Here is a 24,446-nt window from a genome sequence, read left to right on the forward strand (position 1 = left end):
CAGCCTGTTACCACGCAGTGGAACAACTGCTGTTTTGTCCGCTGCGTGGTCACTTCTGAAACCTATGTCATCCTCCTGTATCGGTCGCTTCGCCCCTTCTCCCTCTGGTGAACTCCACTTCGGATCGCTGATTGCTGCCCTGGGCAGTTACCTGAGCGCACGTGCGCAAAACGGCGTCTGGCGGGTGAGAATTGAAGATATCGATCCGCCACGGGAAGTACCGGGTGCCGCCAGCCGTATCCTGCATCAGCTGGAGCACTACGGTTTAGAGTGGGATGGCGAGGTTCTGTGGCAGTCACAACGTCATGAGGCCTACCGTGACGCGCTGGCCTGGCTGCAGCAGCATCGTCAGAGCTATTACTGCACCTGCCCCCGGCGTCGCATTCAGCAGATTGGCGGTTTCTATGATGGTTACTGCCGTGAACGGCAACGCGGACCGGAGAATGCCGCGCTGCGTTTACGCCAGCATGCACCGGTCTTTGCGTTTGACGATCGTCTGCGTGGCCGTGTGGAGGCGGACAGGCGTCTGGCACAGGAAGATTTTATTATTCACCGCCGTGATGGCCTGTTTGCCTATAACCTGGCGGTCGTTGTCGATGATCATTTTCAGGGCATTACCGAAGTGGTTCGCGGCGCAGATTTGATTGAGCCGACGGTGCGACAGATTGCGCTCTGCCAGCAATTTGGCTGGCCGGTGCCTGACTGGCTGCATCTGCCGCTGGCGCTTAATCACGATGGCCATAAGTTGTCGAAGCAGAATCATGCACCTGCGCTGCCGGATGGCGATGCCAGACCCCTGTTGGTGGCGGCGTTACGCTTCCTCGGACAGCCGGTTTCAGGCGGCTGGCAGGACTTAACGCAGGACAAACTGCTGTCTGATGCGGTGGCGCAGTGGAATATCGCTTTGATGCCGCAAGAGAACGCCCTGAAACCGGATGCATAGACAACAGCATTCTCAAACGGTTCTCAACAGGCTATGATTAGCCGCTGATTTTACCTACACCCTAATTGCCACTGTCGAGGTGTCCCATTTTTACCCGAGTAGCTAATTTTTGCCGGAAAGTCCTGAAGCGTGATGAAGAGGAAGCCCCAGCAGAGGTTGAACCAGAGCGTCTGATGACCATCATTCCTCGTGAAAGCCATACCATCTCACGTAAAGACATCAGCGAAAATGCCCTCAAAGTGCTCTATCGCCTGAACAAAGCCGGTTATGAAGCCTATCTGGTAGGCGGTGGCGTGCGCGATTTGCTACTGGGGCAAAAACCCAAAGATTTCGACGTGACCACCAATGCCACGCCTGAGCAGATGCGTAAGTTGTTCCGCAACTGTCGCCTGGTTGGCCGTCGTTTCCGTCTGGCGCACGTGATGTTTGGCCCGGAAGTGATCGAAGTCGCCACCTTCCGTGGACATCATCAGGCGGAAGAGCCGGAAGAGGATCGCAACAGCTCGCAGCGCGCCCAGAGCGGCATGCTGCTGCGCGACAACATCTTCGGCTCTATCGAAGATGATGCCCAGCGACGCGATCTCACCATCAACAGCCTCTACTACAGTGTGGCTGATTTCAGCGTGCGTGACTATGTCGGCGGCATCAGCGATCTCGAACAGGGCATCATTCGCCTGATTGGCGATCCGGAAACTCGCTACCGCGAAGATCCGGTCCGCATGCTGCGCGTCGCACGCTTTGCTGCCAAACTCAATATGAGCATTGCGCCGGAAACCGCCGAGCCGATTCCACGTCTGGCCTCGCTGTTGCGTGATATTCCGCCTGCTCGCCTGTTTGAAGAGTCGCTGAAGATGTTGCAGGCTGGCTACGGCTACAGCACATATCTCAAGCTGTGTGAATATCAGCTGTTCCAGCCCCTGTTCCCGACGCTGGCGCGCAACTTCACCGAAAACAGCGATAGCCACATGGAGAGGATGCTGGCGCAGGTGCTGAAAAACACCGATAACCGCATTCACAACGACATGCGCGTTAACCCGGCGTTCCTGTTTGCCGCGATGTTCTGGTATCCGCAGCTTGAAACGGCAGAACGCATTGCGCAGGAGAGTGGCCTGACCTACTTCGAAGCTTTTGCGATGGCGATGAACGATACGCTGGACGAAGCCTGCCGTGCGCTGGCGATTCCGAAACGTATTACGTCGCTAATTCGCGATATCTGGCTGCTGCAGTTACGCATGTCCCGCCGTCACGGTAAACGCGCCTGGAAACTGATGGAGCATCCGAAATTCCGCGCCGCTTACGATCTGCTGGCGCTGCGGGCGGAAGTGGAAAATAACCCGGAACTGCTGCGCCTGAGCCAGTGGTGGGGTGAATTCCAGGTGGCTGCGCCGCCGCATCAGAAAAACATGCTCAATAACCTGGGTGACGATCCGGTGCCGCGTAATAAATCGCGTCGTCCGCGCCGCCGTCCTTCCGCACCGCGTCGTGACAACCAGAACGTCTCATGACACGGGTTTACCTCGCGTTAGGCAGTAATCTGGCCGATCCGCTGCATCAGGTTGATGCAGCGCTGACCGCACTGGATGCGTTGCCGCAGACGCAACGCATCGCTACCTCGCCATTCTACCGCACGCCGCCTTATGGCCCGCCCGATCAGCCCGATTTTCTCAATGCCGCCGTGGCGCTGGAGACCGATCTCAGTGCCGAAGCGCTGCTTGACCATACCCAGCGGATCGAGCGCGAGCATGGCCGGGTGCGCAAGGCAGAACGCTGGGGTCCGCGCACGCTGGATATCGATCTGATGCTGTTTGGCGAGGCGCACATCAACACGGAGCGGCTGATTGTGCCGCACTATGATCTGCTGAATCGTGCGTTTATGCTGGTGCCCCTGCTGGCGATTGCGCCAGACGCCCGCCTGCCCGACGGCCGCGCACTCAGCACAATCCTGGCTACCCTCGACAGCAGCAGCATCGTGCTGTGGCACGGCTGAGCAGACAAACGCACATCTCTGATTCCGCTCTTTCACGCTATCCAGTAAACTGCGCCCATCAGAATTCCTGAGTTGAGAGCGCCATGAAACCCACCACGATTTCACATCTGCGTCAGGCGAAAGCCAGCGGTAAAAAATTCGCGACCCTGACCGCCTACGATTTCAGTTTCGCCCGCTTGTTTGCCGATGAAGGCATTCAGGTGCTGCTGGTTGGTGATTCTTTAGGGATGACGGTGCAGGGGCATGATTCCACCCTGCCGGTCAAGGTCAGCGACATCGCCTATCACACCGCCGCCGTGCGCCGTGGCGCACCACAGGCACTGCTGCTCGCCGACCTGCCGTTTATGAGTTATGCCACGCCACAGCAGACCTTTGACAACGCCGCGCAGCTGATGCGTGCCGGTGCTAACATGGTGAAGCTGGAAGGCGGCAGCTGGCTGGCTGAGACCGTGCAGATGCTGACCGAGCGGGCCGTTCCGGTATGTGGTCATCTGGGCCTGACACCGCAGTCGGTCAATATCTTTGGCGGCTATAAAGTACAGGGCCGGGATGAAGCCGGTGCAGAGCAGTTGCTGGCCGATGCGCTGGCGCTGGAAGCCGCAGGTGCACAGCTGATGGTGCTGGAGTGTGTGCCGGTGTCGGTAGCGCAGCGGATTACCGACGCGCTCACCATCCCGGTGATCGGTATCGGTGCCGGCAATGTCACCGATGGTCAGATTCTGGTGATGCATGACGCGCTGGGCGTGACCGGCGGCCACATTCCCAAATTTGCCAAAAATTTCCTGGCGGAGACCGGCGATGTTCGCGCGGCGATTCGCCACTATATCGCCGAAGTCGAGGCCGGAACCTATCCGGCGGCAGAGCACAGTTTCCAGTAATTCAGGAGAGTTACCGTGTTGATCATTGAAACGCTGCTGATGCTGCGCCAGGAAGTCCGTCGCTGGCGCCAGCAGGGTAAACGCATTGCGCTGGTCCCGACCATGGGCAACCTGCATGAAGGTCATCTGACGCTGGTGGATGAAGCACGGGCGCGCGGCGACATCGTGATTGTCTCGATCTTTGTCAATCCGATGCAGTTCGATCGCGCCGATGATTTAGCGCGCTACCCGCGCACGCTGCAGGAAGATTGTGAAAAGCTGAATCGCCACCAGGTTGACGTGGTCTTCGCCCCCTCACCTGCTGAAGTCTATCCGCAGGGCGCGCAGAATCAGACCTTTGTTGAGGTGCCGGTGCTCTCTTCCCTGCTGGAAGGGGCCACACGTCCAGGCCATTTTCGCGGTGTGGCCACTATCGTCAGCAAACTGTTTAATCTGGTACAGCCCGATATTGCCTGTTTCGGTGAAAAGGATTTTCAGCAGCTGGCTATCATTCGTAAGATGGTGGCCGATATGGGCTTCGACATTGAGATTGTTGGTGTGCCTACGGTGCGCGCTAAAGATGGCCTGGCGCTGAGTTCGCGCAACGGCTACCTGACGGCAGATGAGCGTAAGCTGGCACCGGCCCTGAGCCAGGTGATGCATCAGATGGCGACGCAGCTGGAGAATGGCGAGCGTCATGTTGACGAGATCATTGAGGCAGCCAGTGAGGCACTGCTGGCGCAGGGATTGCGTCCTGATGGCCTGGCGATCTGTGATGCGGAAACGCTGCAACCGCTGACGGTGGACAGCCAGCGCGCGGTGGTGCTGATGGCCGCCTGGCTGGGCAAGGCCCGCCTGATTGATAATCAAACCGTTGACCTGACGCAGTAATCAATCCCGCTGCAGGTTATTTTATTTCTCTGACAAGGTTTCTGGCTATGATTCGCACAGTTCTGCAAGGCAAATTGCACCGCGTGAAGGTGACGCAGGCGGACCTCAATTATGAAGGTTCCTGCGCTATCGATCAGGATTTCCTGGATGCTTCCGGCATTCTGCAATATGAAGCGATCGATATTTATAACGTCACCAACGGTCAGCGCTTTTCCACCTACGCTATCGCGGCTGAGCGTGGCTCGAAAATCATCTCGGTCAACGGTGCGGCCGCTCGCTGTGCCTGCGAAGGCGATATTTTAATTATCTGCTCCTATGTGCAGGTAGACGATGCCGAAGCGCGTCAGTGGCAGCCTAAGGTCGCCTATTTTGAAGGTGACAACCAGATGAAGCGTCTGGCGAAAGCGCTGCCGGTGCAGATTGCCTGATTACAACCTGATTAAAAAAGGGCCGCCGGTAAAACGGGCGGCCCTTTTTATTTCTGCTGCAGTAATTAAACCGGTTTGGTTGTCATCGGCTTCGATGACTTTTTCATCGTAAAGAGGAAATTAAACCAGCCGCGTTTTCTCATCAGACATAATGTCCACGGTAACGCCAGCGCCACCAGGAATGCCGAAATAAACTTCAGGTCATTTACCCAGGCAGACGGGCTTTCAAACTTCACAATCTTACTGAAGAACTGAATCGCCAGATAATGCGACAGGTAGAAGACGATAGAATTGACGCCTATGTAGTAGACCAGTTCAGACTTCAGTTTCAGCGCAATCCAGACAAAGAACGGAACCGATAATAGTGCCAGCGGTGACAATAACGCCTGGGAATGACGTTCCAGCACAAAGATATTCAGGCAGGAGAGCAGCACAAAACTAATTACCGAGATTAACAGCGTCGGGCCATGCTGCACTTTCTCTGCGATATCCACCTGCTTTCTCACGACGTAATCGCCGAGATAGAAGAATACAAACAGATAAAGCGATTTATTGATGTGGGTATTGTCGAAGCTGGCAAACACGCCATCCGCCTCAATCGCTGGCAGCGCCCAGCTCAGCGTCATACAGATGGCAAACACCAGCAGGAACGGCAAGTGACGGGCAAAGATAATCACAATAAAGAAGATAAACAGCGAATGCAGGAACCAGGTCATATCACCGCCACCGGTCAGGTGGGAGAGAATAATATTCATCGGTGATTGCGGCGTATTAGCCATCGAGCTAAACAGGATTTTCAACCCGCCGTAGACTGCAACCCAGACCACAAATGGATAGAGAATACTGCGCACCTTGTTATTAAAAAAAGGACCCAGGCCTTTTCTTAACCCGGCATCGACAAATAAACCTGAAACAAAGAACATCAGCCCCAGCCTTACCGGTGCCAGCATCTCATTTAACAGGCCGCTGAAGGCGGTAAAATGTCCGGCGTTATTATGTACGGCAATAGTGCTGTGCAAAAAAATGATTGCGAGAATACTCAATCCCCGCAGATTATCGATCCACGTTATACGATTCATCTTTTCCTGCCTTTGATTAAAAACTGGCCCTGATTCGGTTGCCATTTTTCTTATTAAGAAGACTCTTAGCCTACTCATTCGTCCCTGAGCAGAGGAATAACCTTATTCCGGCGCTATTCTGATAATTCATAATCAAATAAACAACAGCCAGACTTTAAGGCTATTCTTAAAAAATATTTAATAGTTAAGAATCATTCAGATAGCGAAAGATGTCAGAGTATTATCAGATAATACTTAGGGTTATTTTTTGTGAGCAAGGGTGTAAGCGAGGCGTCGGGCGGCTTCAGAGACAAAATATAACGAATGAGGCGGGTTTTAAGGTGATTTTTAAGGCCAGGCAGAACCGTAGTCAGCGTGATTTGCTCTCCACCCAAAAAAAAGCCACGCCCTTATTGCAGCGTGGCCCTTACCATTCAGCTTAACGTCAGGTGCGTAATCCGCGCCCGCGCTGTATCAGCGCATAGACCAGCCAGTAGAACACCAGAATAAAGGCCACCAGCACCGAGAGGGTAAACACCAGCGGCACATCATTAATGCCGAGGAAGCCATAACGGAATCCGCTAATCATATAAACGATTGGATTGAGTTTAGAGACAGCCTGCCAGATCGGCGGCAGCAAACTCAATGAATAGAATACGCCGCCCAGATAAGTCAGTGGCGTCAGCACAAAGGTCGGGATCAGGCTGATATCGTCAAAGGTGCGCGCAAAAACAGCGTTCAGCAGACCTGCCAGTGAAAACAGAATCGCGGTCAGCAGCAGCGTGACCGCCACCATCGTCCAGGAATGCACGTGGAACGGCACAAAGAACAGCGAGATGGCCGTCACCAGAATACCCACGCAGACACCACGCGCCACGCCGCCGCCAACATAGCCGGCAATAATGATGTGGGTCGGCACCGGCGCGACCAGCAGCTCTTCAATGTTGCGCTGGAACTTGGCGCTGAAGAACGACGACGCCACGTTGGCATAGGCGTTAGTGATGACCGCCATCATGATCAATCCCGGCACGATGAACTGCATATAGCTGAAGCCGTGCATTTCACCGATGCGCGACCCGATCAGGTTGCCAAAAATGATGAAATAGAGCGTCATGGTGATGACCGGCGGGACCAGCGTCTGGATCCAGATGCGGGCGAAACGGTTAACCTCTTTGGCCCAGATGCTCTTCAGCGCCACCCAGTAGAGATGTGTCATGCTTTTGCTCCTGTTTTTCCCTGCGTCGTCAGACCCACAAACAGCTCTTCAAGACGGTTGGCTTTATTACGCATACTCAGCACCTGCACACCCTGCGCGCTAAGCTGGCTGAAGACGCTGTTGAGCCCCTGCTCACGCAGCACTTCCACTTCGAGCGTTGAGGTATCAGTCAGCCGGTACTGGAACCCTTCCAGCGTGGGCAGCGGACTGCGTGGTGCCAGATCCAGGATAAAGGTTTCTGATTTGAGCTTGGAGAGCAGCCCTTTCATTGAGGTGTTCTCCACCAGCTCACCGCTCTGGATGATACCGATGTTGCGGCACAGCATCTCCGCCTCTTCCAGATAGTGGGTAGTAAGAATAATGGTCGTGCCTTTGGCATTGAGATCTTTCAGGAACACCCACATCGAGCGTCGCAGTTCGATATCCACGCCAGCGGTGGGTTCATCCAGAATCAGCAGCTTAGGCTCATGCATCAGCGCACGGGCGATCATCAGGCGACGCTTCATCCCGCCGGAAAGCATGCGTGCACGTTCAGCGCGTTTTCCCCACAGATCGAGCTGCTTCAGATACTTTTCTGCCCGCTCATTGGCTTCACGACGCTCAACGCCGTAGTAACCCGCCTGATTAACGACGATTTGCATCACCGTCTCAAACGGGTTGAAGTTAAACTCCTGCGGCACCAGGCCGAGCTGGCGCTTGGCGTTCACCACATCTTTTTCGAGATCGTAGCCAAACACCCGCACGCTGCCCTCGGATTTGTTAACCAGCGAACTGATAATTCCGATGGTGGTCGATTTACCGGCACCGTTTGGCCCCAGCAGCGCATAAAAGTCACCCGCTTCAACGTTAAGATCGATGCCCTTCAGCGCCTGCACGCCGCCGGGATAGGTCTTGGTCAGCCGGGAAAGTTCCAGTGCATAAGTCATTCTGCATCCATACCCTGTTTTGATGGCATTGCAATGCCGTTTAAATTTATCAGGCCCTGTCATATAGTACGCGCGCGCACTCTGCGCAGTAACCGGTCGCTCAACACCATGACAGACATCAACACCCTGATCAGAAACAACCGCGAATGGTCAAAATTACTGGTTGAAGAAGATCCCAGCTTTTTTGAGCGGCTCGCCCAGGCACAAAAACCGCGCTTCCTGTGGATTGGCTGTTCTGACAGCCGTGTTCCTGCCGAACGTCTGACCGGGCTCGAACCCGGCGAACTCTTTGTTCACCGCAACGTGGCCAATCTGGTGATCCACACCGACCTGAACTGTCTGTCCGTGGTGCAGTACGCTATCGAAGTGCTGGAAGTGGAACACGTTATCGTCTGCGGCCATTACGGCTGCGGCGGCGTGCAGGCGGCGATGGATAACCCGGAGCTGGGATTAATCGACAACTGGCTGCTGCACATCCGCGACCTCTGGTACAAGCATAGCGTGTTGCTGGGGGAACTCCCGCCGGATAAGCGCCTGGACAAACTGTGCGAAATCAACGTTATTGAACAAGTCTATAACCTGGGGCACTCCACCGTACTGCAATCTGCCTGGAAACGCGGAAAGGATGTCTCCCTGCACGGCTGGGTATACGGCATTCAGGACGGCTGTCTGCGTAACCTTGATGTGACGGCAAACAGCCGGGAGATCCTCGAACAGCGCTACCGCCACGGCATTGCAAATCTGCGGAAGAACGGCGAGGCCTGAGCCGATCGCAGCGTAAAGCGCGGCATAGCCTACACCAGGCAACAGGTGCAGGCCTTGGAAGAATGTGCGGTAGAGCGGTATCAGGATTCCAGCGGCACCACTTTGCCAATATAAGGCAGATGGCGATAGTGCTGAGCATAGTCGATACCAAAGCCCACCACGAACTCATCCGGAATCGCAAAGCCGACATATTCGACGTTCACTTCGACTTCACGGCGCTCTGGCTTATCCAGCAGCGTACAGATCGCCAGGGATTTTGGCTGACGCAGTTGCAGAATCTCACGCACTTTGCTCAGGGTGTTGCCGGAGTCGATGATATCTTCGACGATCAGCACATCCTTGCCACGAATGTCTTCATCCAGATCTTTCAGGATTTTCACATCACGCGTGCTGGACATCCCGCTGCCGTAACTGGAAGCCGTCATAAAGTCGACTTCATGCGGCACATCGATGGCGCGACAGAGATCAGCCATGAACATAAAGGAGCCGCGCAGCAGCCCCACCAACACCATATCGCTGCCGCTGTCGCGGTAGTGGTCGTTAATCTCTTTGCCCAGTTCAGCGATGCGCGTGGCGATTGCCTGTTCAGGGATCATCACTTCAACAGTGTGTTTCATTGCGTTCAGCCCGGTTACGTCAGAAAAGCCCCGGAGTCTATCACAGACGCAGCAGCGACGGCTGCGCGGCCCCATAAGCAAACGATTACGTCGCGAAAATTATTACCCGCCGCCTGCGGCTCGCTGAAATGCGCATTACCTTAGAACATTCTGGCATTTACCAGCATGATTCGCTGCATGGTAGCCTTTATCCAACAGATCGTTACCCTACTCGCGCCGCTGGCCGGAGATCACAATGACTTCATCTTCAAGCAAAAAAACGCATATCGGCGACAGGCCGCTGCACCCTGAAACCCAGATGCTGAACTATGGCTACGATCCCCGCCTCTCTGAGGGTGCGGTGAAGCCGCCGGTATTTCTGACCTCGACCTTTGTCTTTGACAGCGCCGAAGAGGGACGGGATTTCTTTGATTACGTCTCTGGCCGACGTGAGCCGCCGGAAGGCAAATCGGGTGGGCTGGTCTATTCCCGCTTTAACCACCCTAACAGCGAAATTGTAGAAGATCGGCTGGCGGTCTATGAGCAGGCGGAGAGCTGTTCGCTCTTCTCTTCCGGTATGGCCGCCATCTCCACTGCCCTGCTGACGTTTGCCCGTCCGGGCGAGGTGATCCTGCATTCCCAGCCGCTGTATGGCGGCACCGAAACCCTGCTTAGCAAGACGCTGCACAATCTGGACATCAAAGCAGTGGGTTTCAGCGACGGCAATGATGAAGTCAAAGTGCGTGAAGCCGCTCAGCAGGCGATGGCCCAGGGCCGGGTAGCGGTGATCCTGATTGAAACGCCAGCGAATCCCACCAACAGCCTGGTCAATATCCGTCTGATGGCGCGTATCGCTGATGAGATTGATCAGCAGCAGGGTTCACGACCGATTATCGCCTGTGACAACACGCTGCTCGGCCCGCTGTTCCAGCAGCCGCTGACGCTGGGCGCTGATCTGTCGCTCTACTCGCTGACCAAGTATGTTGGCGGTCACTCTGACCTGATTGCAGGCGCGGCGATGGGCAGTAAAGCGCTGATGGCGAAAGTGCGCGCCCTGCGCAGCGCAATCGGCACGCAGCTGGATCCACACTCAAGCTGGATGCTCAGCCGCTCGCTGGAAACGCTGTCGCTACGCATGGAGAAAGCCTGGCAGAATGCGGAAGCGGTCGCGGCGTTTCTGCGCGATCACCCTAAAGTGGAGAAGCTGCACTGGCTGCCCTATCTGGATGCGGAGAGCGCCGAAGGGAAAACCTATCGCGAGCAGTGCAGCGGTGCCGGTTCGACCTTCTCATTTGATATCGTCGGCGATCAGCCCGCTGCGTTCCGTTTTCTTAATGCGCTGTCGCTGTTTAAGCAGGCGGTAAGCCTGGGCGGTACCGAGTCGCTGGCCAGCCATCCTGGCAGCACCACCCACTCCGGCGTGCCGCAGGCGGTGCGTCAGCGTATTGGGATCACTGACGCCACGGTGCGGCTGTCGATTGGCATCGAAAACGCCGGCGACCTGATTGAAGATGTGAAGCTGGCGCTGGAGCAGGCGTAATCAACTGACGGTAAAGCCCAGCATCATGCCGGTGTCTTCATGCTCCAGCAGATGGCAATGGGCCATGTAAGCGTGTTCTGCGGCGGCGACATAGTTGAAGCGTACCAGCACTTCGCTGCGCCAGCCGTCGACATTCACCATATCTTTCCAGCCCTGCCGGTGCGGGGCTGGCGGTTTGCCGTTTTCTGAAAGAATACGAAACTGGGTGCCGTGAATGTGGAACGGGTGCAGCATCGCGTCGCCTTCACCTGAAATCGTCCACTTCTCGTAATCACCCAGCTTCACCGCAAACGACGGCTTCGTCATATCAAAGGCCTGGCCATTAATCTTATTGCCGTTGCGGAAATCGTAACCGGCGGGCGGCGTATTGCCGTGCATGCTGTGATCCATATTTTCCATTGGTGGCATCGGCTCGGCAGCCGTTTTCTCCTCCGGCGTCTGCGACATCGTGTGATGACCGCCCTTGCCCATCGCTTTCTCGCCGTAGCGCTGCATCAGCGCCTGCATGCCCTGCTGGTCCAGCTGCGGGTCCATCATCAGCTGCAGCCAGCGTGTCGTCAGGCCGTCGGTTGAGGGTAGCGCTGGCAGCGTCGCCAGCTGATCCGGCAGCGTGGCGCTGGCCATCACCCGCAGCGGCAGGATCTGCACCAGCGGCAGCGGCTGGTCAAAGGGCGGCAGCGTCATGCCCATCTGCTCTGTCGGCAGCGTCACCAGATCGAAGCTGTTACCGTCAGAAGTATCGATCATCACCTCAAAACGCTCGCCCGGCAGGAGCGGCAGCGAGTCGAGCTTTACCGGCTCGGCCAGCAGGCCACCATCGCTGGCGATCACGTAGAGAGGACGTTTATCACTGGCGGCAACATGCAGCGAACGGGCATTGCAGCCGTTGAGCAGACGCAGACGCAGCCAGCCGCGCGGCACCGCATGCTGCGGATAGTGCACGCCGTTGGTCAGCATCATGTCGCCAAACCAGCCCACCGCGGCGCGCATCACGTCGAGCTGATAATCAATGCGGCTGCCATCTTTGGTCAGCTGCTTATCCTGAAAAATCAGCGGCACATCATCCACACCCCACTGCGAGGGCAAACGCAGCGTTCCGCTCTCTTTATCTTCCAGCAGGATCAGTCCCGCCAGCCCCTGAGCCACCTGATGCCCGGTCTTGCCATGCAGATGCGGGTGATACCAGCAGGTTGCGGCGGGTTGATCGGGCGTAAAAGAGACCTGACGCGAGCCGCCAGGCGCAATCACTGCCTGCGGGCCGCCATCCACTGCGCCGGGGATTTCCAGCCCGTGCCAGTGCAGTGTGGTCGCTTCGCTGAGCCGGTTATGGATGTTCACCGTCACCGGTTTACCACTCTGCATCTTCAGCACCGGCCCCAGCAGGCTGCCGTTATAGCCCCAGGTCGGCACCGCTTTGCCGTTCCACTGGGTGGTACCCTGCATCGCGGTGAGGCTGTAGCTGCCCCTGGCATCGGGTTCAAGCAGAGACGGAATCGGCAGCAGCGGACGGGTGGCTGCCATCAGCGAACGGCTCCAGAGCGGTAATGCTCCGGCTGCACTCAGTGCGGCAGTGAGTTTCAGGAAATGGCGACGTTGCATGGTGATCATCCTTGTGGCATCAGAGCGCACAGCCTAAACCCTGACCTTATGGGAAGGTCAAGTCCTGACCGTGCGAATCTGACGAAAAAAGGCGGTGCAGCAGCCCACAGCGGCAAATTAATCGAAAACCTGAGAGCAACTGTGCTAACGTCATTAGCAATATCCATTGAAGAGAACGACTATGAAGCAAAGTATCAGGATCCTGCTGCTGACGGGACTCCTTGGCTTCTCCTCCACCAGTTTTGCCCTGAGCGAATCCGAAGCGGAAGATCTGGCCGATCTCACGGCGGTTTTCGTCTATCTGAAAAATGATTGTGGCTATCAGGATTTACCGGACGCGCAGATTCGCAAAGCGCTGGTCTTTTTTGCTCAGCAGAACCGCTGGGATTTAAGCAACTACAGCAACTACAACATGAAAGCGCTGGGTGAAGATAGCTATCGCGATCTCAGCGGCATCGCCATCACCAACGACAAAAAGTGCAAGTCACTGGCCCGCGATTCGCTGAGCCTGCTGGCCTACGTCAGGTAACGATTCTTCCCTCTGCAGCCGGACATTGACCGTGCAACCACGGTCAGTGTTAGCTATCATATGCCGCCCATCTTCATGGCGATGTCATCAGAGGAGAGCACCATGGCCCACAATGAAACGTGGTATGAAACCCTTCATGCCGGTTTTGGCCAGTATTTCACGGTCGATAAAGAGCTGTACCGTGAGAAGACTGCGCATCAGGATTTAATCATTTTCGAAAATGCCGCGATGGGCCGCGTAATGGCGCTGGACGGCGTCGTTCAGACCACCGAACGCGACGAATTTATCTACCATGAAATGATGACCCACGTTCCGCTGCTGGCGCACGGCGCGGCGAAGAGCGTTCTGATTATCGGCGGCGGTGACGGCGCCATGCTGCGTGAAGTGTCACGTCATCCCGGGATCGAAAAGATTACCATGGTGGAGATCGATGCAGGCGTGGTGACCTTTTGTCGCCAGTATCTGCCGAACCACAGCGCGGGTGCCTATGACGATCCGCGCTTTACGCTGGTGATTGATGACGGGGTGAACTTCGTTAATCAGACGCAGGAAAAGTTTGATGTCATTATCTCCGACTGCACCGATCCGATTGGTCCGGGCGAGAGTCTGTTTACCTCGGAATTTTATGCCGGGTGCAAAGCGGCCCTTAATGAAAATGGCATCTTTGTGGCGCAGAATGGCGTCTGCTTCCTGCAGCAGGATGAGGCCGTTAACAGCCATCGCAAGCTGGGACATTACTTTGCGGACGTCAGTTTCTATCAGGCGGCGATTCCGACCTACTACGGCGGCATTATGACCTTTGCCTGGGCGAGTGATAATCCGGCGCTGCGCCAGCTCGACACCGCGACCTTAAAGGCGCGTTTCGAGGCCGCTGGCCTGACCTGCCGTTATTACACGCCAGCAATCCATACCGGCAGCTTTGCCCTGCCGCAATATCTGTTGAATGCGTTATCTGCCGCGTGCTGATAGTGCATTTCTAAGGGGGTGAACGAAATTGCAAAAGCTAAAACTACATGGCTTCAACAACCTGACGAAAAGCCTGAGTTTTTGTATTTACGATATTTGCTATGCGAATACTGAAGCTGAACGCGATGGTTACATCGCCTACATTGACGAACAATATAACGCTAACCGTCTGACGGAAATCCTGACCGAGACCTGCTCCATTATCGGGGCTAACGTGCTCAACATTGCGCGCCAGGATTATGAGCCGCAGGGGGCCAGCGTCACGATTCTGGTCAGCGAAGAGCCGATCGATCCGAAAGATATCGATAACTCAGAGCACCCCGGTCCGCTGCCCAACTCGGTGGTGGCTCATCTCGATAAAAGTCATATCTGCGTGCACACCTATCCGGAGAGCCATCCGGCAGGCGGTCTGTGCACCTTCCGTGCAGACATTGAAGTCTCAACCTGTGGCGTCATTTCGCCCCTGAAAGCGCTGAACTATCTGATCCATCAGCTGGAGTCCGATATTGTCACCGTCGATTACCGGGTGCGCGGTTTTACCCGTGACGTGAAAGGGATGAAGCACTTCATCGATCACGAGATCAATTCGATTCAGAACTTCATGTCTGAAGATATGAAAGCGATGTATGACATGGTGGATGTGAATGTCTATCAGGAAAACATCTTCCATACCAAGATGTTGCTGAAAGAGTTCGACCTTAAACACTACCTGTTTAACACCCGCCCGGAAGATCTCACTCCGCAGGAGCACAAGCGCATTACCGATCTGCTCTGGAAAGAGATGCGCGAGATCTACTACGGCAGAAATATCCCCTCAGTGGGCCTGAAGACCCTCTGATTATCAGGCGCGCAGCGTTATAGCTCATAACCTGCGCGTCTCCTTCCCTCTTGTTCCCCCTGCTTTTTCATCACGGCAACTGCCTGACTGAGGTTTGAACGGGTTTCGGTGGACACACCCGCGACTACGCGCGAAGAGAATGATGCGTACGCGCGTTAACGGCGCGTTTTAACGGCGAGAGATAAAGATAAACGCGCGGTGCTGCTCTCGTCCTGCTGATCAGGTCAGAGCAACATGGCGCGTTCTGTTCATGCGGAGGTCAGCGCCAGCGTAATCCCGCGCTCGCGCAGCGTGCGGCAGACAGCCTCATCTAACCGGCTGTCGGTCACCACATCCGTCAGGTCATCCACCGGAGAAGCGCAGAATAGCGACCAGGAGCCATATTTACTGCTGTCCGCCAGCAAGACCCGGCGAGCCGCATTGGCCAGAAGATCGTGTTTCAGCCCCGCTTTCTCCTCAGTCGGCGTGGTAATGCCGCGCTCAAGGCTCCAGGAGTTACAACTGACAAAGGCGATATCGGGATTGATGCTGCGCAGCAACCGTCGTCCATGTTCGCCCACACAGGACTGACTGGAGTCGTCGATACGTCCGCCGATAATCGTCACTTCGATCTGCTTAAACTCAGACAAAAACAGTGCAATGTGCAGATCGGCAGTGATGACACGCAGTGGCAGATGCGTGAGCTGTCGCGCCAGCTCCAGCATGGTGGTGCCCGCATCCAGCACGACCGCATCGCCCGCCCGGACAAAGCTGGCGGCACATTCTGCGATCGCCTGCTTCTCGGCCAGGTTACGCTGCATCTTCTCCAGCGTGGTCGGCTGGGCAGGAATAAAACGATTCAGGGTAACGCCGCCATGACTGCGGCTGATCACGCCCTCTTTATCCAGCTTAATCAAATCACGGCGAATCGTGGCGGGTGAGGCGGAAATCGCACTGACCAGTTGCTCAACAGTCACCAGATTATGGCTTTTCAGGTAATCCATAATCTGGTCAAGACGGCTCTGTCCCTTCATATATCCCTATGCGAGCTGCATCGCGAGTTTAATAGAGATCGCCATGCTGTCAGACTTCGCTTTACCTGTCCAGGCGATATCAAATGCGGTGCCATGGTCAGCAGAGGTGCGGATAAACGGCAGGCCTGCGGTGATGTTGACGCCATCATAAAAGCCCAGCAGTTTAAGCGGAATATGCCCCTGATCGTGGTACATCGCGACCACCATGTCATACCGTCCATCCTGGCACTGCAGGAACACCGTGTCCGGCGGACAAGGCCCGTAGACATCAATCCCCTGCGCTTTCATCGCCTCAATAGCGGGTGCCACGGTGGTGATCTCCTCATCGCCAAACAGGCCGTTCTCACCAGCGTGCGGATTAACGCCCGCCACGGCGATACGCGGGGCGTTGTAACCGACACGACGCAGGAAAGTGTCCGCCATACCAATCACGGTTTTGATGCGCGTCTGGTTCAGCGTATCGAGGAACTTACGCAGCGCAATGTGGGTCGTGACATGAATCACTTTCAGCTTATCGGTGTAGAGGACCATGGCGTAATCTTTGGTCCCGGTAAGATGCGCCAGCAGTTCAGTGTGACCAGGATAGAGATGGCCCGCCGCATGCAGCGCCTCTTTGTTCAGCGGCGCGGTGGCTATGGCATGCACGTCGCCCGCCAGTGCCAGCTCTGTAGCACGCTTCACGCAACGCCACGCCAGATCTCCCGCCTCTTTCTGCACCACGCCAGGTTTCAGCGCGTCGGGATCGGCCAGGGGCTCATCGATGACGTTGATGATGCCGGGCGCAAATCGCGCATCCTGCACCCGGTCCAGCACCCGCAGCTCGGCCTGTGGCGTAATGTTCATCGCCATAATGCGGCGCAGCGTACTGGCACAGCCAATCACCACCGCCGGGATGCCATTCAGCTCACCTCCAGAGAGTGACTTAATGATGATTTCCGGGCTGATGCCCGCTGGATCGCCCATGGTGATCGCAATAATTTTACTCACTCGACTTCTCCTCAATAAAACCAATGGCTGCTACCAGGGTATTTTCATCACCAAAGCCACCCGCTTTGGTCATCACCGGCAGAGTAAATTCACTGTTAAGCAGAACCCCGTGCGGCACACAGCCCGCCACCAGACCCTGAATTTTAAATCCGCTGGCCCCCAGTGCCTGGGCAACGGCAATCGCCACGTCGCCTCCCGACAGATAGAGCGCATGCGGCAGCTGTGTCCGGCACAGGCTGTGAGTCATTTCGCCCAGCAACAGACTGATCGCTTCGCCCAGCTGCTGGCGGGTCACGCTGTGCTGCTGGCTGAGATGCTCAATGTCGTGACGCTGGGATTCATGCTGGCAGGTGCGGATCACCGTATGGCGACCGGCACGCAGTGCGGCGGCAGCCTGTTCGATCCAGCGATCCCGATCAGGCCAGGCGGGCTGCTGAAACAGCTGACGGATATCGACATCCACTATCTCAACTGCCCGCTGGTTAAGCAGCGTGGCGATCTGCTGCTGCGCGCTGCTGCTCATCGATCCCACTACCGCCAGCACGGGCCGCGACGGGCGAACAGAGAGCGCTGCGCCCAGCGCATCGCTTAACCCGGCTGCTCCCACCAGCAGCGGCTTCTCTGTCAGCCGCGCCGCAGCGATTATCAGTCGCGCCAGATCGGCTTCATTTTCGGCATCCACCACCACCACGCCGTGCGCCGCCGCTAACACCGCATCAAGCCGATCGCTGCGCAGCGTCGGGAGATCGATCTCCGTGCCGTCGATCTGCATCTGATCGAGTACGCGGGCACTGAGGATCGGGGTTTTAGGATCGCTGGCAAATTCGGTGTCTGTCAGTAACCGCTGATTGACCCACACTTTACCTTCGCATGTGGTGCGGCCCAGTCGTGGCACGGCCGGCGCAACCAGCGCCAGCCTTTTGCCGCTGGCTCGCAGCGCAGCCGCGGTTTCAGCACCGACGTTGCCGCGCAGCGTGGAGTCGATCTTTTTAAACAGCCAGCCCTGCTGAAGCTGTGCGGCGAAGTGCTGTACCACCTGAGCCACACGCTCTGCGGCCTGGCTGGCGCTGACTGCCCGACTGTCGGTGCTGATAACCAGCACATCCGCAGCGTCGTCTGGCAACGGTGCCTTAGTGCCAAACAGCACATGTACGCGGGCGCCAGCCTGTGCCAGTCCGCTACCCGCATCGTTGGCACCGGTAAAGTCATCGGCGATGACCAGCACCGGGGTTTTCCATAATGATGAGCCCATCCTCACTCCTGTCAGGCGATTGCCACTGCATTTGATTATATTCAATCATGATTGATTATATGTGAGCAAGTTCAAATTAATCGAAATCGATATGCCTTATAAAATTAGCCACAGAGAGTGACTGACTTCGCATTGCGCTGAGCAAGATTAATCATCTGCTCAGACAGGACAGAAATAAGGGTATGAAATGAACATTAACAGCACGGTGATTAGCGGTTATCAGGCGTTAAACGACATGCGCTATCTGCTGAAGGGGATATCGACAGCAGTCGTGGTCACTGACCGGAACATTGAGGCGATTCCGGCAGTGCAGGCGCTGATGGGTCAACTTCGGGATCAGATTCCGGGTATCAGCGTGGTCAACAGCGTTCCGCCTGAACCAAGCCAGCATGATGTGGCAGCGATTATCGCGACGCTCTCCCGGCCCCATGTCGATATGGTGATTGGCATCGGCGGCGGCAGCGTGCTGGATGTGGCGAAGCTACTCTCAGTGCTGTGCATCGACGCCGCGCCTTCGCTGGACGCCCTGCTGGCAGGCGAAAAACCGCAGCGCCGTACCCGTTCAATACTGATCCCTACCACCGCAGGCACGGGTTCTGAGGCGACGCCCAATGCGATCCTGGCGATCCCGGAGAAAGAGACCAAAGTCGGCATTATTTCACCGGTGATGCTGCCCGATGTGGTGGCCCTGGTGCCGGAACTGACCACCAGCATGCCGCCACATATTGCCTCTTCAACCGGTATTGACGCCCTCTGCCATCTGATTGAGTGCTTTACTGCCAATGTCGCCAACCCGGTCAGCGACAACTATGCGCTGATTGGGATGAAGAAACTGTTCGCTAATCTCGAAACCACCCTGCGCGAGCCAGAAAATTTGCAGGCACGCCTGGAGATGCTCTGGGCCTCTTATTATGGCGGTGCATCGATTGCCCATGCCGGGACACATCTGGTGCATGCCCTCTCTTACCCGCTCGGCGGCAGATATCATCTGCCACACGGCGTTGCCAACGCCATCCTGCTGGCTCCCTGCATGCGCTTTGTCCGTCCGGCGGCGGTGAGCAAATTCGCTCAGGCCTATGATCTGCTGCCTGACGCCGACGTCCGTTTAAGCGATGAAGAGAAATCACACGCGCTGGTCGACTACTTCACCGCGCTGGTGGCGCGGCTGCAGCTGCCTGCCAGTCTGGAAGCCCTGGGCATCAGCCCGGATCACCTGCCCTGGTTAGTGGAAGCCGCGCTCGACGTCCAGCGTCTGATGAACAACGTGCCGATGGCGGTCACCGCCGACGATGTGCGCGCCGTCTACCTGACGCTTTTCCCTTCCTGCCAGGCGTAATGAGGATTGTCATGAATAAGAAAATAAACGGCGTACTGACCGCCATCGTCACCACTTTTGACCGTGAAGGTGCCTTTGATCCGGAGAGGCAGCGCGAACAGGTCAGACGCCAGATCAACGCCGGTAACGGCATCTTCTGTGGCGGAACCAACGGCGAATTCTTTGTGCTGAACGAGCAGGAGAAGATCGCGGTTACCACCACCTGCGTCGATGAAGTTAACGGCCGGGCATCGGTGGTGGCGCATATCGGGGAGATTTCGACCCGTGAAACTATCCGGCTCGGCAAACAGATTGCCCGCCTTGGCGTAGATGCTGTTTCCGCGATCACGCCGTGGTTTGTTCCGCTTAAGCAGCAGGAGCTGATCGACCACTATCAGCGCGTGGCTGATGCGCTTACGGTGCCGCTGTTCCTCTACAACATCCCGGCGCGTACCGGCAATACCTTGCAGCCAGAGACCGTTCGTACGCTGGCCGCGCACCCGAACATCATCGGCATTAAAGATTCAGCAGGCAGCTATGAAAGTCTGAGCGGCTTTCTGCAGGCTACCGCCGACTGTCAGGACTTTGATGTGCTGAACGGCCCGGATTCGCTGATCCACCAGGGGTTCGTGGATGGCTGCTCCGCCTCAATTTCCGGGCTGGCAAACGTGGCGCCAGAGGCGATTAACGCCATCTGGGCGCGCTTCCATGCGGGCGATATTGCCGGTTCGCATCAGGCACAGGAGAACGTCACCGGCCTGCGCACCGCACTGTACAGCATCGGTTTCTCACCGGCCGTCGTGAAAAAAGCGGTCAGCCTGCAGGGCTTTGAGGTGGGTGAAAGTCGCTATGCGGTGCAGTTCAGCGCCGAAGAGCAGCAGCAGATCCGTCAAATCGTGAACCACTACCTGCAATAACGTCCATCACCTTTGCACCCTACCGGTCAGATGAGAACGAACCTGATGGTCGCCATCTGCCAGAACAATCGAGGTCATGATGAAAGCATTTTCAACTGAGAGCACCTTACTGATCGTCGGCATGGTGGTCGCCTATATCCTGTTCACCACCTGGCTCACCTGGCAGCTGCGCAGTAAAACCAGCGGCGACTTTATGGAAGGTTCGCGCGCCATGCCTGCTTTTATCGTCGGCATTATGCTGATGTCTGAATATATCGGGGCAAAATCCACCATCGGCACCGCGCAGGCGGCCTTTGAAGATGGCTTCGCCGCCTCATGGTCGGTGATTGGCGCGGCAATTGGCTTCCCGCTGTTTGGCCTGATACTGGTCAAACGCATCTACAACACCGGAAAGATCACTATCTCCGGTGCTATCGCCGAGAAATATGGCAGTTCGACCAAAAATATTATCTCGCTGATCATGATCTATGCGCTGTTGCTGGTGAACGTCGGCAACTACATCAGCGGCGCGGCGGCGATCTCCACCGTGCTGAAGATTGACCTGACTCAGGCTGCCTTTATCACTGCGGTGGTCAGCACCTTCTACTTTGCATTTGGCGGCATGAAAGGTGTGGCCTGGGTCACGCTGCTGCACAGCGCCATCAAGTATATGGGGATCCTGATTATCCTCTATGTGGCGCTGAAGATGACCGGCGGCGTCGCCCCGATGATGGAGAAAATGCCGGCGTTCTACTGGACATGGGATGGTCACGTCGGTGCCAGTACCATTGTGGCCTGGCTGATCGGGACCGTAGGTTCGATCTTCTGTACCCAGTTTGTGATTCAGGCGATCTCCTCCACCAAAGATGTGAAGTCAGCGAAGCGCGCCACCTGGGTCGCCTTCTTCTTCTGCCTGCCGATTGGTCTGGCGATGGCGCTGATTGGCGTGGCAGCGAAGTTTGCTCACCCGGATATCAAGAGCCTCTATGCGCTGCCGGTGTTTCTGCAGGATATGTCACCGTGGCTGGCGGGCATTGTCACCACCTCGCTGGTGGCCTCGATTTTCGTCAGCGTCGGTACCGTGGCGCTGGCCATCGCCTCGCTGGTGGTGAAAGACTTTTACGTGCCTTATCGTAATCCTACGCCAGAGCGCGAATTTAAAATGACGCGCTGGATCTCGATTGGCATCGGCTTCTTCCCGCTGCTGTTTGTTCTGTTCTTCCCGGAAGTGCTGAAGCTCTCGTTCTTTACCCGTGCGATTCGTCTGTCGATTACCGTTGTGGCGATCATGGCGTTCTACCTGCCGTGGTTTAAGAGCACACGCGGCGCCAATGCAGGTTTGATTGGCGCCTGCGTTGTCACTTCCGTCTGGTTCCTGATGGGTAACCCGTTTGGTATCGACAATATGTACGTGGCGCTGATCACCCCGGCAATTATTATGGTGATTGACCGCTGTATCCCGTCACGCCAGTCTCAGCCTCAATCGCAACACAATGCACAAAACAGTGGAGCCTAATATGACTCAGGAAACCGTCACCGCAGAACGCACCGGCCTGCTTGCGCCTCACCCGCAGGATAGCGCGCAGCAGGTTGCGATGCTGCCCTCCTCCTGCCCGCAAAACCACGCGGCTAACCTGCTGCCGCTGCCCGATGGCGATCTGCTTTGCGTCTGGTTTGGCGGCACGCAGGAAGGGATTGCCGATATCTCTGTCTGGTGTTCACGGCTGCGAAAAGGCAGCGATCGCTGGAGTGAAGCCCAAAAACTCTCTGACGATCCGGGCCGTTCAGAACAGAATCCGGTGCTGTTTCTCGATCCCGACCAGGTGCTGTGGCTGCTGTGGACGGCGCAGAAATCGGGCAATCAGGACACCGCAATTGTGCGCTATCGCCAGTCTCACGATCTGGGCCAGAGCTGGGGGGAGATCAAAACGCTGCTGGATAAGCCCGGCACCTTTATTCGCCAGCCGATTGTGGTGCTGCCCAACGGTAACTGGTTGCTGCCGGTGTTTTACTGCCTGACGCAGCCTGGCGAAAAGTGGGTCGGCAGCTATGACGTGAGCGCGGTAAAAATCTCTGAAGATAAAGGCCAGAGCTGGCGTGACGTCAGCGTGCCTGACAGCACCGGCTGCGTTCATATGAACGTTACTCTGCTGGATGATGGCTCGCTGCTGGCGCTCTACCGCAGCCGCTGGGCTGACCACATTTACCAGAGCCGCTCATTTGATCAGGGCGAAAGCTGGAGCGCGCCACAGCCGTTATCGCTGCCCAACAATAACTCCTCAATTCAGGTCACGACGCTGCGCAATGGTCATCTGGCGCTGGTGTTCAATGCCATGAGCGCCGAAGGTGCCAGCGAACGCCGGTTGTCGCTGTATGACGAAATTGAAGACGATGAAGAGGTAAGTGATGTTGCCGTCGCCGCTGAGCCGGTGGTGCACAGTGGTCGCACCGCTTTCTGGGGTGCGCCTCGTGCGCCGATGACGCTGGCTATCTCCACGGATGGCGGTAAAAGCTGGCCGCTGCAGCGCAATCTGGACGAGGGCGATGGCTACTGCATGACCAATAACTCCCAGCAGAAATTAAACCGTGAGTTCTCCTATCCCAGCATTAAACAGGGCCTGGATGGCGAACTGCATATCGCCTACACCTGGTATCGCCAGGCGATTAAATATGTGCGGGTCGCGGAGTCATGGGTGAAGGGAGGTGATGCGTGATTGAACGGATGGCGCTGGTGACCGGGGCCAGCTCCGGCATCGGTCAGGCGATTGCTGACCGTTTACTCGATGAGGGCTGGCAGGTTATCGGCCTGAGTCGCTCGGCGATAAGCCGGGCAGAAGCGGGCTGGCAGAGCCATCAAATCGATATCAGCGACAGCGCGGCACTGCAGGCTTTACTGGACGCGCTACCGGTGCCGCAGGCGGTAATCCATGCAGCCGGTATGATGCAGGCCGCGCCGCTTGGGGAGCTGGATCTGAACGCCAGCGCACGCTTATGGCAACTGCACGTTGCCGCTGCTGAGCAGCTGGCGAATCATTTTGCACCGCGGATGCGTGTGGGCGGCAGAATTGTGCTGCTGGGCAGCCGGACATCAGGCGGTGCGGCAGGCCGCAGTCAGTATGTCGCCACCAAATCGGCGATGATCGGTATGGTGCGCAGCTGGGCGGCGGAACTCGCTCCGCGCGGCATTACCGCCAATATTGTGGCGCCAGGCGCCACCGAAACGCCGATGCTGCAACAGCCGGGCCGTGCCAGTTCACCGCCCCGTCTGCCTCCCATTGGCCGCTATATTCAGCCGCAGGAAGTGGCCGGGCTGGTCGATTTCCTGCTCTCCCCTGCGGCGGCGGCGATCACCGGCCAGCAGCTGGTAATGTGTGGCGGTGCATCGCTGAGTTAGTTAACAGGCCGGGCTGCTGAGTTCGCCCGGCCTTATAACCGTAAAGGATTGCCTTACTGTCTTACCGTACGGGTTTGCCGTACTGGTTCATAAACTGGCGATAAGCAGCGATCACCAGCTGAAAATCTTCAATGCCGCAGAACGAGAGGCTCTCTTCGTCATAGTAGTTCATCCCCTCTTCCATACCGTCATCTTCCAGAGCCAGCAGGTTGGCGCGGATCATCACCTCCTCTTCATCCAGCAGAATGGTGTACTCGCTGCCGATCCGCTGCCACTGACGTACGCTGCCTTTGACATCTTCAATGGCGGCTTCAACTTCATCCAGCAATCCCGGATCGTTTTTGACCTCTTCGTTGAACCAGTGGCCGACCGCTTCATGATCCATCGACATGCGAACCTTAATCTGTCCGGTCACATCGCGTAAAAATTCATATTCCATCGCCCGTTCCT

Annotated in this window: 25 protein-coding genes; 16 read left to right on the plus strand and 9 right to left on the minus strand. The window is 56.5% G+C overall.

Annotated features, from left to right (window positions below):
• The first annotated feature begins 64 nt into the window (after positions 1 to 64).
• The 6 genes from gluQRS to panD all read left to right on the plus strand — a co-directional run bounded on the left by gluQRS (position 65) and on the right by panD (position 5,106).
• Positions 65 to 943 (plus strand): tRNA glutamyl-Q(34) synthetase GluQRS, encoded by an 879-nt coding sequence (gene gluQRS / locus AFL22_RS06945; RefSeq protein ID WP_033756612.1) that lies wholly within the window; start codon positions 65 to 67, stop codon positions 941 to 943.
• A gap of 86 nt (positions 944 to 1,029) precedes the next feature.
• The gene (gene pcnB, locus AFL22_RS06950; protein WP_203583884.1) at positions 1,030 to 2,448 is read left to right on the plus strand and encodes a polynucleotide adenylyltransferase PcnB; all 1,419 of its coding nucleotides are present in this window, start codon (positions 1,030 to 1,032) and stop codon (positions 2,446 to 2,448) included.
• Positions 2,445 to 2,930, plus strand: a complete 486-nt coding sequence (gene folK / locus AFL22_RS06955; protein WP_022625440.1) for a 2-amino-4-hydroxy-6-hydroxymethyldihydropteridine diphosphokinase — start codon at positions 2,445 to 2,447, stop codon at positions 2,928 to 2,930. Before pcnB ends, folK begins: the two co-directional genes overlap by 4 nt.
• A gap of 83 nt (positions 2,931 to 3,013) precedes the next feature.
• Positions 3,014 to 3,808, plus strand: a complete 795-nt coding sequence (gene panB, locus AFL22_RS06960; protein WP_052271096.1) for a 3-methyl-2-oxobutanoate hydroxymethyltransferase — start codon at positions 3,014 to 3,016, stop codon at positions 3,806 to 3,808.
• A 15-nt stretch (positions 3,809 to 3,823) separates the two neighbouring features.
• Complete coding sequence (gene panC, locus AFL22_RS06965) at positions 3,824 to 4,678, plus strand: pantoate--beta-alanine ligase (RefSeq protein ID WP_052271097.1); 855 nt, start codon at positions 3,824 to 3,826, stop codon at positions 4,676 to 4,678.
• A 47-nt stretch (positions 4,679 to 4,725) separates the two neighbouring features.
• Positions 4,726 to 5,106 (plus strand): aspartate 1-decarboxylase, encoded by a 381-nt coding sequence (gene panD, locus AFL22_RS06970; protein WP_010254022.1) that lies wholly within the window; start codon positions 4,726 to 4,728, stop codon positions 5,104 to 5,106.
• Positions 5,107 to 5,171: 65 nt separating this feature from the next.
• Here panD and AFL22_RS06975 read toward each other — a convergent pair whose 3' ends face one another.
• The 3 genes from AFL22_RS06975 to AFL22_RS06990 form a co-directional block, all read right to left on the minus strand.
• A complete protein-coding gene (locus AFL22_RS06975; RefSeq protein WP_010254020.1) occupies positions 5,172 to 6,185 on the minus strand; it encodes an acyltransferase family protein in 1,014 nt (337 codons plus the stop codon).
• 424 nt (positions 6,186 to 6,609) lie between these two features.
• Positions 6,610 to 7,380, minus strand: a complete 771-nt coding sequence (locus AFL22_RS06985; RefSeq protein ID WP_010254018.1) for an ABC transporter permease — start codon at positions 7,378 to 7,380, stop codon at positions 6,610 to 6,612.
• Positions 7,377 to 8,306 carry an ABC transporter ATP-binding protein gene (locus tag AFL22_RS06990; protein WP_010254017.1) on the minus strand — a complete coding sequence of 310 codons (930 nt, stop codon included), beginning with the start codon at positions 8,304 to 8,306 and terminating at the stop codon, positions 7,377 to 7,379. Before AFL22_RS06990 ends, AFL22_RS06985 begins: the two co-directional genes overlap by 4 nt.
• Before the next feature lie 108 nt (positions 8,307 to 8,414).
• Between AFL22_RS06990 and can the strand changes: the two genes are divergently transcribed.
• Positions 8,415 to 9,071 (plus strand): carbonate dehydratase, encoded by a 657-nt coding sequence (gene can / locus AFL22_RS06995; RefSeq protein WP_029519477.1) that lies wholly within the window; start codon positions 8,415 to 8,417, stop codon positions 9,069 to 9,071.
• An 80-nt stretch (positions 9,072 to 9,151) separates the two neighbouring features.
• On the opposite strand, the gene hpt is transcribed toward can, so the two are convergent.
• The gene (hpt, locus tag AFL22_RS07000; RefSeq protein WP_010254010.1) at positions 9,152 to 9,688 is read right to left on the minus strand and encodes a hypoxanthine phosphoribosyltransferase; all 537 of its coding nucleotides are present in this window, start codon (positions 9,686 to 9,688) and stop codon (positions 9,152 to 9,154) included.
• A gap of 235 nt (positions 9,689 to 9,923) precedes the next feature.
• On the opposite strand from hpt, the gene AFL22_RS07005 reads away from it, so the two are divergent.
• Entirely contained in the window at positions 9,924 to 11,207 is a 1,284-nt protein-coding gene (locus AFL22_RS07005; protein WP_052271099.1) for a cystathionine gamma-synthase family protein, read from the plus strand.
• Here AFL22_RS07005 and cueO read toward each other — a convergent pair whose 3' ends face one another.
• Entirely contained in the window at positions 11,208 to 12,806 is a 1,599-nt protein-coding gene (cueO, locus tag AFL22_RS07010; RefSeq protein WP_052271100.1) for a multicopper oxidase CueO, read from the minus strand.
• A gap of 181 nt (positions 12,807 to 12,987) precedes the next feature.
• Here cueO and AFL22_RS07015 point away from each other — a divergent pair, with 181 nt between their 5' ends.
• The 3 genes from AFL22_RS07015 to speD all read left to right on the plus strand — a co-directional run bounded on the left by AFL22_RS07015 (position 12,988) and on the right by speD (position 15,139).
• Positions 12,988 to 13,335: a YacC family pilotin-like protein gene (locus AFL22_RS07015; RefSeq protein ID WP_003854673.1), complete on the plus strand. Its 348-nt coding sequence runs from the start codon at positions 12,988 to 12,990 to the stop codon at positions 13,333 to 13,335.
• A 102-nt stretch (positions 13,336 to 13,437) separates the two neighbouring features.
• Positions 13,438 to 14,301, plus strand: a complete 864-nt coding sequence (speE, locus tag AFL22_RS07020; protein WP_010253980.1) for a polyamine aminopropyltransferase — start codon at positions 13,438 to 13,440, stop codon at positions 14,299 to 14,301.
• A gap of 28 nt (positions 14,302 to 14,329) precedes the next feature.
• A complete protein-coding gene (speD, locus tag AFL22_RS07025) occupies positions 14,330 to 15,139 on the plus strand; it encodes an adenosylmethionine decarboxylase (protein WP_010253978.1) in 810 nt (269 codons plus the stop codon).
• 248 nt (positions 15,140 to 15,387) lie between these two features.
• Here speD and AFL22_RS07030 read toward each other — a convergent pair whose 3' ends face one another.
• From AFL22_RS07030 to AFL22_RS07040, 3 genes are read right to left on the minus strand one after another with little or no spacing between them, the layout of a single operon-like run.
• Positions 15,388 to 16,152, minus strand: a complete 765-nt coding sequence (locus AFL22_RS07030; protein ID WP_033756597.1) for a DeoR/GlpR family DNA-binding transcription regulator — start codon at positions 16,150 to 16,152, stop codon at positions 15,388 to 15,390.
• Between the two features lie 6 nt (positions 16,153 to 16,158).
• On the minus strand, positions 16,159 to 17,139 hold the full coding sequence (locus tag AFL22_RS07035; RefSeq protein ID WP_052271101.1) for a D-threonate 4-phosphate dehydrogenase: 981 nt from the start codon (positions 17,137 to 17,139) through the stop codon (positions 16,159 to 16,161).
• A complete protein-coding gene (locus tag AFL22_RS07040) occupies positions 17,132 to 18,391 on the minus strand; it encodes a four-carbon acid sugar kinase family protein (RefSeq protein ID WP_052271102.1) in 1,260 nt (419 codons plus the stop codon). Before AFL22_RS07040 ends, AFL22_RS07035 begins: the two co-directional genes overlap by 8 nt.
• Positions 18,392 to 18,578: 187 nt before the next feature.
• On the opposite strand from AFL22_RS07040, the gene AFL22_RS07045 reads away from it, so the two are divergent.
• The 5 genes from AFL22_RS07045 (at position 18,579) to AFL22_RS07065 (ending at position 23,996) form a co-directional block, all read left to right on the plus strand.
• Positions 18,579 to 19,727, plus strand: a complete 1,149-nt coding sequence (locus AFL22_RS07045) for an iron-containing alcohol dehydrogenase (RefSeq protein WP_052271103.1) — start codon at positions 18,579 to 18,581, stop codon at positions 19,725 to 19,727.
• An 11-nt stretch (positions 19,728 to 19,738) separates the two neighbouring features.
• The gene (locus tag AFL22_RS07050; protein WP_052271104.1) at positions 19,739 to 20,623 is read left to right on the plus strand and encodes a dihydrodipicolinate synthase family protein; all 885 of its coding nucleotides are present in this window, start codon (positions 19,739 to 19,741) and stop codon (positions 20,621 to 20,623) included.
• Between the two features lie 79 nt (positions 20,624 to 20,702).
• The gene (locus tag AFL22_RS07055; RefSeq protein WP_052271211.1) at positions 20,703 to 22,118 is read left to right on the plus strand and encodes a sodium:solute symporter family protein; all 1,416 of its coding nucleotides are present in this window, start codon (positions 20,703 to 20,705) and stop codon (positions 22,116 to 22,118) included.
• Position 22,119: 1 nt separating this feature from the next.
• Positions 22,120 to 23,316, plus strand: a complete 1,197-nt coding sequence (locus AFL22_RS07060) for an exo-alpha-sialidase (protein ID WP_033756583.1) — start codon at positions 22,120 to 22,122, stop codon at positions 23,314 to 23,316.
• Positions 23,317 to 23,324: 8 nt separating this feature from the next.
• Positions 23,325 to 23,996 (plus strand): SDR family oxidoreductase, encoded by a 672-nt coding sequence (locus tag AFL22_RS07065; protein WP_154209932.1) that lies wholly within the window; start codon positions 23,325 to 23,327, stop codon positions 23,994 to 23,996.
• Between the two features lie 61 nt (positions 23,997 to 24,057).
• Here AFL22_RS07065 and yacL read toward each other — a convergent pair whose 3' ends face one another.
• Positions 24,058 to 24,435, minus strand: coding sequence for a protein YacL (gene yacL / locus AFL22_RS07070; protein ID WP_010253973.1), 378 nt, complete (start codon positions 24,433 to 24,435; stop codon positions 24,058 to 24,060).
• Positions 24,436 to 24,446: the final 11 nt, after the last annotated feature.

Origin of the sequence: Pantoea sp. CFSAN033090 (genome assembly GCF_001264395.1) — a bacterium.
Lineage (GTDB): Bacteria > Pseudomonadota > Gammaproteobacteria > Enterobacterales > Enterobacteriaceae > Pantoea > Pantoea agglomerans.